This is a genomic window from Thiobacillus thioparus DSM 505 (genome assembly GCF_000373385.1).
In the GTDB taxonomy this organism is placed as follows: domain Bacteria; phylum Pseudomonadota; class Gammaproteobacteria; order Burkholderiales; family Thiobacillaceae; genus Thiobacillus; species Thiobacillus thioparus.
In genome coordinates this window covers 104,382-116,004 of record NZ_KB891332.1, presented here as the reverse complement: position 1 = coordinate 116,004, position 11,623 = coordinate 104,382, and the positions used below count along the sequence as shown (strand labels likewise).

Genomic DNA, 11,623 nt, shown 5'->3' with positions numbered 1-11,623 from the left:
AAGGGGGCAGATGCCCCCTTTCTCTGGCCGGACGTCCGTGCAATCAGTCCTTGAAACGGCCCCGTACGCCGACGCGGTTGGTGCCGCCCCGATTGTCGTTGCCACGTGGTTGGGCTGCGCCTGCACGCGCGCCGGGCGCACGATTGCCGTAGCTGCGGGTCGCCGCGGCCGCTGCTTTGGCCTTGGCTTCGCGCTCGCGCTTCTCCCAATATTCGACGCTATTGCCGTTGACTTCGCCGTTCGGCTCGCGCGGCACGTCAGCACCGCGGAAACCTTCATGGCGCGGCGGGCGATCGCCGGTCATGCGGGGCACGTCGGACGGGCCGCGCACGGCAGCCTGTTCAAACCGGTTGCCGCGCGGCGCATCGCTGCGGGCAGGACGGTCGCCACCAGGACGCGCGTCGGCACGGTAACCGCGGTCGCGGTTGTCACGGCTGTCGCCACGCGGCGGACGGTCGCCGTAGCTACGCGGTTCGCTGCGTTCGCCAAAGCTGCGCTTCTGCCCATCGGGCCGCTTGTCGCCGAAGCTACGCGGGCCGTTGTTGCTGCGCGGACGACCCGACAACGGGCGCCCGGAGGCCGGCTTCTGGGTCGGCTCCAGCCCTGGCAAGGTGTGCACCTCGATGCGGTTGCCGGTGTAGCGTTCGATGTTCTTCACCAGCCCGCCTTCGCGCATGCCGGCAAAGCTCACCGCGATGCCGGTACGGCCGGCACGGCCGGTGCGGCCGATGCGGTGGACATAATCCTCGGCCTGGCGCGGCAAGTCGAAGTTGATGACATGACTGATGCTGGCCACGTCGATGCCACGCGCGGCGACGTCGGTCGCCACCAGCACCTTGGTGCGGCCTTCGCGCAGGCGCTGCAGCGCGCGGTTGCGCTGGCCCTGCTGCATGTCGCCATGCAGTGCGTCGGAGGCAAAACCGCTGTCGGCCAGCAGGTCGGAGATTTCCTCGGTGCTGCGCTTGGTGGAGGCGAACACGATGGCCTGCACCATCTCAACGTCACGCAACAGCGCGTCGAGCAGGCGGTTCTTGTGGTCCATGTTGTCGGCAAACAGCAAACGCTGTTCGATCTTGGATTCCTTGTGCGGCACGGCCTCGATCTCGATGCGCTGCGCGTCGCGGGTCAGTTCGCGCGCCAGGTTGCCCACCACGCCGTCAAGCGTGGCCGAGAACAGCAGCGTCTGGCGTTCGGCCGGGCAGCGCGCGGCGATCGCCTTGATGTCGTCGACAAAACCCATGTCCAGCATGCGGTCGGCTTCGTCCAACACCAGCACTTCCAGGCGCGAGAAGTCGATCTTGCCGCGCTCGAGATGATCGATCAGGCGGCCCGGCGTGGCCACCACGACATCCACCGGCTGGCTCAGACGCTTCAACTGCAGGCCATACGGCGCGCCGCCGACCAGGCAGGCGGTGCGGAAGCGGCGCATGTCCTTGCCATAGGTCATGGCGGCTTTTTCGACCTGCAGCGCGAGTTCACGCGTCGGGGTCAGCACCAGGACCCGCGGGCCCATGCTCTTGACGGTCGGCTCGGCCAGCATGCGCTGGATCGACGGCAGCAGGAACGCCGCCGTCTTGCCGCTGCCGGTGTGCGACGACACCAGCAGGTCACGGCCGGTCAGCGCGGCGGGAATCGCCTGCATCTGAACGGGCGTGGCGGTTTCGTAGCCAGCGGTCAGCACGGATTTAAGGATGAGGGGATCAAGCCCCAGTTCGGAAAAGCTCATGGCAATACCTTTTTCAGTGCGCATCAATGCGCAAACACGGCCTGCGCCCGGTTCGAAACCAGACAGGCCAACAATTACGAACCGGAAATAAGCAGCGTTTGAAAAACGCCCAACGGGTCGCGTCGATCACATCGGCGCCAACCACAAGACTTGCCACTGCCGGATGAAGAAACCCGGCGGCACAAAAGAGAGGTCGAAGACGATGGGGCTGTGAGAACAGTCCCGAGGCACGGCGGCAAAAGCCTGACCTGCCCACTGCTGTATGCACAACTCGGCGGAGTTTATCAGGGAACGCTGATTTTCCCCAGCATTTTTTTACGCGTGGCGGTAAAGCTTGTGATAGAGCCCGCCCCGGTCGATCAACTCGGCGTGCGCGCCCTCCTCCACCACACGGCCGTTCTCGAACACCAGGATGCGGTCAGCCTGCTTCACTGCGCTCAAACGATGCGCGATGATGAGCGTGGTGCGACCGGTCAGAAACCCGGAGAGGGCCTGATGCAGCCGCCGTTCGGTGTCGGTGTCGAGCGCGGAGGTGGCCTCGTCGAGGATCACGATCTGCGGATTGGCGACGATCATGCGTGCAATGGCCAGGCGTTGCCGCTGTCCGCCCGACAACCGCACTCCCTGTTTCCCGACGATGGTATCCAGCCCGTGCGGCAGGGCAGCGATGATGTCCTTCAACTGCGCGATCTCCAGCGCCTGCCACAGCGTGGCGTCATCGGCTTTGCGTCCGAGCGTGAGATTGGCCCGCACGCTGTCGTTGAACAGTACCGGGTGCTGCAGTACCACGCCCACATGTTCGCGCACGGCTTCCCAGCCGATCTCGGTGACCGGCGCCGCCCCATATAGGATCCGGCCGGATTTCACCGGATAGAGCCCCAGCAAGGCCTGCACCAGCGTCGACTTGCCGCCCCCGGAGGCCCCGACCAGCGCCACCTTTTCACCCGCCGCCACACTGAGGCTGACGTCGTCCAGCACGGTCTCGCCATCCGCATAGGCAAAGCTCACGTGCTCGAGCGCGATCCCGACGGTCGGTCGGTCGGCGAACGGATCGCACCGCGCGGAATGCTGCGGTTCGCTGTGCAGGCCGAGCAGCGCATTGATGCGGCCCAGTGCCGCATTGGCGGCGAACCAGGCATATTGCAGGTTCACCAGTTCCTGCACCGGCGTCATCATGAACCACAGGTAACCGAACACCGCCAGCATCTCGCCGATGGTGAGATTGGAAAACACCACCATCAGCATCGCCCCGGCACGGAAAGCGTCGAAGCCGGCAAGGAACACGAAGAACGAGACCCGGCTCATCGCGTCCGACTTCCAGGCAAACGCGGCCGCGTGCCGACGAATGTCGGCCGCCTTGTCTGTCACCCGCATCAGATAATGCTTTTCGCGGTTCATCGCCCGGATCTGGGTCAGCGCGTCGAGGGTCTCGGACAGGGCGTCCTGGAACACCTCAAAAGCGCGGTTTTCGTGCCTCTTCAGATCCTTTACCCGTTTGCCGAGGCGGGTGGAAAACAGGATCACCACCGGATTCAGCAACAGGATGAACAGTGCCAGTTGCCAGTGCATCCAGAACAGCACCGCCGCCACCCCGATCAGGGTCAGCACCGACACCACCAAGCCCGAAACCGATGCACCGAGGAAACTGTCGATGGCATTCAAGTCCGTGACGAAATGCGAGGTGACCCGGCCCGCTCCCACCGTCTCGAACTCCGAGAGCGCGATACGCGACAGCCGGGCGAGCATCCGCACCCGGATGCGGTAGACCACGTCCTTGGCCAGCAGGGAAAACGTCCGGCCCTGCCATACGTTGAGCAGTATCGACATCAGCCTGAGCGCGACTGTCAGCAGCAGCGTCACGCCGATGAACAGCACCGGCCCGTGCCAAGCCGCGGGGAAGACCGCGCCGATCCTGTCCACGAAGACACCCGGATGGTGCAGCAGCACTTCGTCCACCATCAGTGGCAGCAGCAGCGGCACCGGCACGGCGGCCGCCACGGCCAGCAGGGCAATGACATTGGCCTGCAGCAGGCGCGTGCGGTGGATCCTGAGTTCGTCGGCGATGCCGCGCCACGTCAGCATGACTGGCCGTCCTGAAGAAAGTTACACGCTGCAAGCATAAGCGCGGACGCGTCCGGGTAAAAGCGCTGTGGCCCGTCCCGCCCGTGAAGCGGCTTATAGATTCGAAGCGCCGCCGCCCATCCAGAACAGCGCGTAAACAAGTGCCGCCGTTAAACCCAACAGCACGAATGCCCGCCAGGTCGACACCAGACGCCCGGCCGTTGTGCCCGCTATCCCCGCCTTCATGCCGGTGAACATCGCTTTGATCATGTCGTCGCGGCGCAACAACTGATGGGCCAGGACAGCCGCAACATGCAGGCCGATCAAGCCCAGCAGCAGGTCGAAATTGTAGGTATGCAGGGTGGTGATGAGGCTGCTGGTGCTATGGTCGAGCCAATGCGAGAGTGGCGCTTCGTAGTCGCTGTCATCGTTGCCGAACAGCCCGGTAATCGCTTGCGCCAGCAACAGCAGCAACAGACTCACGATCATCCATCCGCCCAGCGGGTTGTGCCCCAGATAGGCCTTGGGCTGGCGTTGCAGTACGCTGCGGAAATACGCGTAGCTGACGCGCGGGCCCCGCACGAAATGCGCAAAACGCGCCGTGTCGCTGCCCACAAGCCCCCAGCCAATACGGAACAGCACCAGCGTAAGGATGGCAAGGCCCGACCAGCCATGGTATTCCATCCATTGGTTACCCTGTTCCCCACTCCACCAGGAGAAACCGAACAAGGCCAGCAGCAGCCAGTGAAACAGCCTTACCGGCACATCCCATACCCTGACCCGCGCAGACCGCTGCGTCATAACACCGACGGCCCTCGAAACGTTTTATGACAGGCGGCGCAGCTGTCGCTCACGTGCGTGTAGGCTGGGCGGATCGCGTCCAGATTGCTGGTCTTGGCCATCGCAGCGAGGCCTGACACCGCCTTGATGTAAGTGTCCTGCGCCTGTTTGAATTGCGCGGCTTGCTGCCACACGGCGGGTTTGGCACGACTCGGCGCGTAGGTGCTGCCTAGCGGAAAATAGGGCCACGGCTGAGTGCTCAGGCTCTGAAGCTTGTCTGCGAGCGTAAGGAATTTCGCTGCGACATAAGGCGTTTTGCCGCGCACCATGATCCCCATCGGCTCAAACGTACGCAGGGTTTCCTGCAACAGTGCGCGGCGCTTCGTCACCGGCTGGCCGGGATGCGTATCGACCTTGGGGCCACATCCGACCAGCATCAGGGCGGCGCCGATCAATAAAGGCGCGGCGCGCAAATAGGGTTTGAGCGAAATCATGGTCATTCCTGGTCGAGGGCAGAAAACAGCAAAGGCTTATGGATAGCGTAAACACGAGCCGAGTTCCCCAAGGCACGCAGGGGCCGGCAAATAATGCGTGTCGCTTGCGAAGTGGAACTGGCAGGCAGGTAAGGTCGTTTACTTTCCGATGCAGAACGAGCTGAAAATCTCACCCAACAGGTCGTCAGCCGTGAACTCGCCGGTGATTTCCGACAAGGCGGCCTGTGCCAGCCGCAGCTCCTCGGCGAACAATTCCAGTTGGCCGGCCGATTCGCGCGCAACGGCAAGATGGCCGGCGGCACGGCCCAGCGCATCCAGATGGCGCGCGCGCGCCATGAATGTGCCCTCGCCCGCCGCCTGCCAACCCGCCGATGCCAGCAGCTTGCCGCGCAGGAGATCGATCCCGGCACCGGTCCGGGCGGAAAGCCAGACCTCGTCACCCGCCACGCGCGGCGCTTCGCCAGTGACATCGATCTTGTTGTGGATCGTGAGCCGCACGACTGGCGGCAAGCGCGCCAGGATCGCCGCCTCGCGCTCGCTGAGGCCATGCGCCGTATCCACCAGCAGCAACGCCACGTCGGCCCTTTCCGCCGCCTCCCAGGTACGGGCGATGCCGAGTTTCTCCACCGTGTCGTCGGTTTCACGCAGACCGGCGGTATCGACGATGTGCAACGGCACACCCTCGATCTGGATTGCCTCACGCACGGTATCGCGCGTGGTGCCGGCGATCTCGGTGACAATCGCGGCCTCGAATCCGGCCAGTTGATTCAGCAAACTCGACTTGCCCACGTTCGGCTGGCCAATCAGCACGACGGTCAAACCCTCGCGCAGCAACGCGCCCTGCTTCGCCTGCGACCGCACCACGGCCAGGCTGGCGTCGATCGCATCGAGGCGCCCGAAGGCATCGGCCTGTTTGAGAAAGTCGATCTCCTCTTCGGGAAAGTCGAGCGTAGCCTCGACCAGCATGCGCAGGCGCGTCAGCGCTTCGACCAGTTCCGCGATCCGCGCCGAGAAGGCCCCTGCCAGTGAACGCACCGCCGAGCGCGCCGCCTCGGTGGAGGCCGCGTCGATCAGATCGGCCACCGCCTCGGCCTGGGTCAGGTCAAGCCTGCCATTCAGAAAGGCGCGACGAGAGAATTCGCCCGGCTCGGCCAGCCGCGCACCGAGTTCCAGACAACGTTGCAGGATCAGGTTAAGCACCACAGGCCCACCATGACCTTGCAGTTCCAGGACGTGCTCGCCGGTAAACGAATGGGGGGCGACAAAATGGAGGGCGATCCCCTCGTCGAGGGCTTCGCCATCGCGATCGAGAAAGCGACAGAACGTCGCATGGCGCGGTGCGGGCACGCGCCCAAGCATGGCTTGTGCAAGCGGGGCGATGTCCGTCCCCGATACGCGTACCACGCCCACCCCACCGCGCCCGGGCGCAGTGGCGATGGCAGCAATCAGATCAGGCTTTGCCGGAGGCAAGCTTGCCACCGTCCTGAACCTGTTTGTTGATCACCCACTGTTGCGTGATGGACAGGATGTTGTTGACGATCCAGTACAGCACGAGGCCGGCGGGGAAGAACACGAACATCACGGTGAATGCCACCGGCATGATCATCATGATCTTGGCCTGCATCGGATCCATCGGCTGCGGATTCAGCTTGACCTGCAGGATCGAGGTGATGCCCATGATGATCGGCAGAATGTAAAAGGGGTCGGGCGCCGTCAGGTCGGTGATCCAGCCCAGCCACGGCGCGCCGCGCATTTCCACAGCCGCGAGCAGCACCCAGTACAGCGCGATGAACACCGGAATCTGGATCAGGATAGGCAGGCAGCCGCCGAGCGGGTTGATTTTCTCGGTCTTGTACAGCTCCGCCATCGCCTGATGCAGCTTGGCGCGGTCGTCGCCGTAGGTTTCCTTCAGCTGCTGCAGGCGCGGCGTGAGTTTCTTCATCTTGGCCATCGACTTGTAACCGGCAGCCGACAGCGGGAACAGCGCCAGTTTGAGGAGGATGGTCAGGATGATGATGGCCCATCCCCAGTTGCCGACGAAACGCTCGATTTTTGCCAGCGACCAGTAGATGGGGAAGGCCAACGGCGTCAGCCAGCCGTAATCACGCGCGAGATCCAGACCGGGGGCGGCCGCTTCGAGCAATTTCTGCGTCTGGGGCCCCGCATACAAGGGCACGGTAAAGACTTTCTGCTGGCCCGGCGCCAGTGTGCCCTCCGCCAGAATGACGCCGGCGGAGTAGAGGTCATTCCCCAGTGCGCGTGCGTAATACTCGCGCTTGACGCTGCCCTCGGGCAGCCAGGCCGCCACAAAGTGATGCTGCACAAGGCTCACCCATCCGTTGTCGGCCGTTTTTTCAAACTCGGCTTTGCCTTCCTGGATGGCTTTGAACGTGACTTTCTGGAATTTTTTGGCGTCCGTGTAGAAAGCCGGGCCGGTAAACGTATGCAGGAAGAAAGATGCGCCGCGCGGGGCGCCGGAATGGCGGGTGAACTGGTAATACGGGGTCAGGTCGACCGGCTGGGTCCCGTTGTTGATGACCCGTGTTCTGAGGGCGATCTCATAGCTGTTGCGCTTGAAGACATAGGTCTTCTCGACGCGCACGCCCGTGGCGGGATCATTCCACACCAGCGGGACCTCCACTTGCGAGGCGCCACGGGTCAGGCGGTAGGTGCCGGGATTCAACTGAAAAACGCTGCGGTGCGTCGGGAGATCCTTGCCGAGCAGGCCGCTCTGCGCCAGGTAAGGCTGGGTTGGGTCCTCTTCAAACAGCGTGAAGATCTCGTTGCGTGTTTCTGTCTCGCGATAGGTCAGCAATTGAAGCTGACGGAGATCGCCGCCATCGGCATCGATCGTGGCACGCAGCACATCGGTTTCCACCACCGCGCGCGCGCCCTTCGTAAATCCGGTCTGGGCCGGTGCGGCGGCGGGAGCGTTCAGCCCCTGGCTTGGAACGGGCGGCGTGCTTGTGCTGGCCGGGGCGTTCGTCGCCGTGACGGCTGGCGGCGGGGGCGTATGCTTGTCCTGCCAGGCTTCCCACAGCAAAAGCAGGGAAAAGGAAAAGACAATAAAAAGAATCAGCCGCTGGTTATCCATGGAACGGGACGCTATGAGTTGGGATGAGGTTCCGGAGTGGCAATCAGGGATTCGCCTGACACCACGGCGGGCCATTTTGCCATGGCTCGATGGCCCGCACGTGCGAACGTGCGCAACAAATCCCGTGCCTCATCGCCCGGGACCGGCTTGGCAATGAGACGAACGACAAAGTCGCACGCGGGCAGTTCCGGCAAAGCCTGTCGAAAGCTTTCGCGCACACATCGTTTGACGCGGTTGCGATCCACCGCACGCGCAAGCAGTCGCTTGGCAACGACCATGCCCAACCGGGGATATCCCACCTGGTTGGGCCGGGCCATCACCATCAGATAATCCGTTCGTGCGCGTTGATTGTCAGCAAACACCTGATCAAAATCAGCCTTGTCGACCAGCCGCGCATCGCGGAGGCGCACGCCACCCGCTGAGTCGTGATGCGCGTTGATTAGACGGCCAGACGTGCGCGGCCCTTGGCGCGACGCGCGTTGATCACGGCACGGCCCGCCTTGGTTTTCATGCGGGCACGAAAACCGTGGGTGCGCTTGCGGCGGACGGTGGAAGGCTGGTAAGTGCGTTTCATGGCATATCCTTTCTGGCAGGCATTGGCCCATCCCGCAAGGGCGGGCGAGCCAAACACAAAAAATCTGTTGAAAAACCGCGTATTAGACCCGCCCTCCCGGGGATGTGTCAAGTTCGCGCGCGAACGCCCCGCCAAGTCCGGAGCACTCTGCCTGTGGATAACCTAGCCGAAGGGGAGTAAGATTCGCGTTTGAATCCCATGCTGCTTTCCGCCCCTCTCCCCTCGACTATGGATTCCTTCTGGGACCTTTGCCAAGAGCGCTTTCGCGCCAATCTGACCCAGCAGCAGTTCAGCACATGGATCAAACCCCTCGTGTTTGAGGATGCTGGCGGCGAGGTGCGCATCCTGGCACCCAATCATTTCGTGATGGACTGGGTACGCGAGAAATTTGCCGAACATATCGATGGCTGGGCGCAAGAATTCTATGCGCGCCCTGTCTCCATCACCTATGCCCTGGGTAAAAAACCCAGTGCTCCGCGTACGCACACAGCCCCGTCTGCCGTCGCTACGCCTGCCCCGCTACCTGCCAGCGTGCCTGCCCCCGCCCAGATGGGGATGCGCATCAACCCCGGCTTCACCTTCGACAATTTCGTTTCCGGCCGCGCCAACCAGTTGGCACGGGCGGCTGCACTGCAAATCGCCGACAATCCCGGCGTAGCCTACAACCCGCTGTTCGTCTACGGCGGCGTCGGACTGGGCAAGACCCACCTGTTGCAGGCCATCGGCAACACCGTGCGCCAGGCCAATCCCAATGCACGCATCAGCTACATCCATGCCAACGATTACGTCGACGACGTGGTGAAGGCCTATCTGAACAAGCAGTTCGACGATCTGAAGCGGCGCTACATGTCGCTGGACCTGCTGCTGATCGACGACATCCAGTTCCTCGCCAAAAAAGACCGTACCCAGGAAGAGTTTTTCTACGTCTTCAACTCACTGATCGAAAACAAGAAACAGATCGTCATCACCTGCGATACCTTTCCCAAGGAAATCAGTGGCCTCGACGACCGCCTGAAATCCCGTTTCGCTTGGGGCCTGACAGTGGCCGTCGAGCCGCCGGAACTGGAAATGCGGGTCGCGATCCTGCTGGCCAAGGCCCAGGCGGAAAGCGTCAAGCTCGATGAAAACGTCGCCTTCTTCATCGCCAAGCAGGTGCGTTCCAACGTACGCGAACTCGAAGGCGCCCTCAAGCGGGTGATCGCTTTTTCTCGCTTCCACGAAAAACCCATCACCCTGGAACTGGTCAAAGAGGCGCTGCGCGACCTCATCGCCTCGACCTCCCGCATCGTCTCGATCGAGAACATCCAGAAAACCGTCGCCGACTTCTACAAGATCAAGGTTGCCGACATGTTCTCCAAGAAACGGACACGCAACCTGGCCCGCCCCCGCCAGATTGCCATGGCGCTGGCCAAGGAGCTCACCAACCAGAGCCTGCCGGAAATCGGCGAGTCCTTCGGCGGACGCGACCACACCACGGTGATCCATGCCTGTCGTAAAGTTGCCGAGTTACGCGAGACCGAGGCCGACATCGGCCGTGATTATCTGGTGTTGTTACAAAGCCTGACAGGCTGAGGATGAAATGTGGATAAAGCGGGTCATGCGGGCAGAGCGGGAAATCCATCCCCTTTCCTCCCGTGTTTCCCCGCTGTTATCCACACCCCAAAACAAGCAACAAGTCGCTGTTTTAATTGAGTAAGAAGGCTTACCCCCAGTTTTAGGCTGCCTTTATTATGATTCTCAGGAATATATAAATGCTATTAGTACAAAGCGAACGCAACACACTCCTGGCTTCCCTCACCGCAGTTGTCGGGGTTGTCGAACGCCGCCATACCCTCCCCATCCTGTCCAATCTCCTGCTGGAGAAAAAAGGCAGCAAGCTGACCCTGCTGGCGACCGACCTGGAGCTGCAGGTGAGCACGCAGTTGGATGTGCAAGAGGGTGAGGATTTCGCCATCACTATTGCGGCACGCAAGCTGTTCGACATCGTGCGTGCGTTGCCTGATTCCGCCAAGGTCAAGCTCGACTCCAAGGACAGCCAGGTCGTGGTCAGTGCAGGCAAGTCCCGCTTCACGCTGCAAACCCTGCCGGCTGCTGATTTTCCGAGGGTCGAAACCGGAGTTGGCCTGGGCGAAGCCATCCGTCTGCCGCAAAAAACGCTGAAGCGCCTGTTGCAGCTGGTGCAGTTCGCCATGGCCAGCCAGGACATCCGGTATTACCTCAACGGCATGTTGCTGGTACTGGACGGCAAACAGTTACGCGTCGTCGCCACCGACGGCCACCGGTTGAGCTATGCTGAAACCCAACTGGAAACCGAAGCCGAAGCGCGCGAGGTCATCATTCCCCGCAAGACCGTGGTCGAGCTTTCCAAACTATTGGGCGACGTGGACGATCCGGTCGAACTGCGCATCGGCACCAATCAGGTCACCATCACCCTGCCCGGAACCGAGCTGGTGACCAAAGTGGTCGACGGTAAATTCCCCGACTATCAGCGCGTCATCCCCACCAACCAGCCGCGTCACCTCAAGGCCAACCGTCAGAGCGTGATGCAGGCCCTGCAGCGCGCGGCGATCCTGTCGAACGAGAAATTCCGCGGCGTCCGCCTGGTGATGAGCGAAAACACCCTGGGTATCGTTTGCAACAACAACGAGCAGGAAGAAGCCGCCGACGAGATCGAGGTCAGCTATAACGGTGATCCGCTGGATGTCGGTTTCAACGTGACCTACCTGCTGGATGGCCTGGGTGCCGTCAATACCGATGAAATCACGCTGTCCCTGGGCGACGCCAACAGCAGCATGCTGCTGACCAGCGAAGGCGAAGCCGGCTTCAAGTACGTCGTGATGCCCATGCGCATCTAAGCCGGAACAACGTCTGATTCCCTTAGCAATAACCGACAG

The 11,623-nt window shown here is 62.2% G+C and carries 10 protein-coding genes; 2 read left to right on the top strand and 8 right to left on the bottom strand.

The window, feature by feature from the left end; genetic code table 11:
- Positions 1-43: 43 nt before the first annotated feature.
- The 8 genes from B058_RS0114955 to rpmH form a co-directional block, all read right to left on the bottom strand.
- Positions 44-1,726: a DEAD/DEAH box helicase gene (locus B058_RS0114955; protein WP_018509306.1), complete on the bottom strand. Its 1,683-nt coding sequence runs from the start codon at positions 1,724-1,726 to the stop codon at positions 44-46.
- A gap of 315 nt (positions 1,727-2,041) precedes the next feature.
- Positions 2,042-3,808: an ABC transporter ATP-binding protein gene (locus B058_RS0114950; protein WP_018509305.1), complete on the bottom strand. Its 1,767-nt coding sequence runs from the start codon at positions 3,806-3,808 to the stop codon at positions 2,042-2,044.
- A gap of 93 nt (positions 3,809-3,901) precedes the next feature.
- Complete coding sequence (locus tag B058_RS0114945; protein ID WP_026240967.1) at positions 3,902-4,588, bottom strand: cytochrome b/b6 domain-containing protein; 687 nt, start codon at positions 4,586-4,588, stop codon at positions 3,902-3,904.
- Entirely contained in the window at positions 4,585-5,061 is a 477-nt protein-coding gene (locus B058_RS0114940; RefSeq protein WP_018509303.1) for a c-type cytochrome, read from the bottom strand. The genes B058_RS0114945 and B058_RS0114940 overlap by 4 nt, the downstream gene beginning before the upstream one ends.
- Positions 5,062-5,199: 138 nt before the next feature.
- Positions 5,200-6,540 carry a tRNA uridine-5-carboxymethylaminomethyl(34) synthesis GTPase MnmE gene (gene mnmE, locus B058_RS0114935; RefSeq protein WP_026240966.1) on the bottom strand — a complete coding sequence of 447 codons (1,341 nt, stop codon included), beginning with the start codon at positions 6,538-6,540 and terminating at the stop codon, positions 5,200-5,202.
- A complete protein-coding gene (gene yidC, locus B058_RS0114930; RefSeq protein ID WP_018509301.1) occupies positions 6,512-8,155 on the bottom strand; it encodes a membrane protein insertase YidC in 1,644 nt (547 codons plus the stop codon). The genes mnmE and yidC overlap by 29 nt, the downstream gene beginning before the upstream one ends.
- Positions 8,156-8,166: 11 nt before the next feature.
- Positions 8,167-8,517 (bottom strand): ribonuclease P protein component, encoded by a 351-nt coding sequence (gene rnpA / locus B058_RS17075; protein ID WP_245539326.1) that lies wholly within the window; start codon positions 8,515-8,517, stop codon positions 8,167-8,169.
- A 77-nt stretch (positions 8,518-8,594) separates the two neighbouring features.
- A complete protein-coding gene (gene rpmH / locus B058_RS0114920; RefSeq protein ID WP_011313339.1) occupies positions 8,595-8,729 on the bottom strand; it encodes a 50S ribosomal protein L34 in 135 nt (44 codons plus the stop codon).
- Positions 8,730-8,957: 228 nt separating this feature from the next.
- Here rpmH and dnaA point away from each other — a divergent pair, with 228 nt between their 5' ends.
- Both dnaA and dnaN read left to right on the top strand, forming a co-directional pair.
- Positions 8,958-10,301, top strand: coding sequence for a chromosomal replication initiator protein DnaA (gene dnaA, locus B058_RS0114915; RefSeq protein ID WP_018509299.1), 1,344 nt, complete (start codon positions 8,958-8,960; stop codon positions 10,299-10,301).
- 179 nt (positions 10,302-10,480) lie between these two features.
- Positions 10,481-11,584 carry a DNA polymerase III subunit beta gene (dnaN, locus tag B058_RS0114910; RefSeq protein ID WP_018509298.1) on the top strand — a complete coding sequence of 368 codons (1,104 nt, stop codon included), beginning with the start codon at positions 10,481-10,483 and terminating at the stop codon, positions 11,582-11,584.
- Positions 11,585-11,623 lie beyond the last annotated feature (39 nt).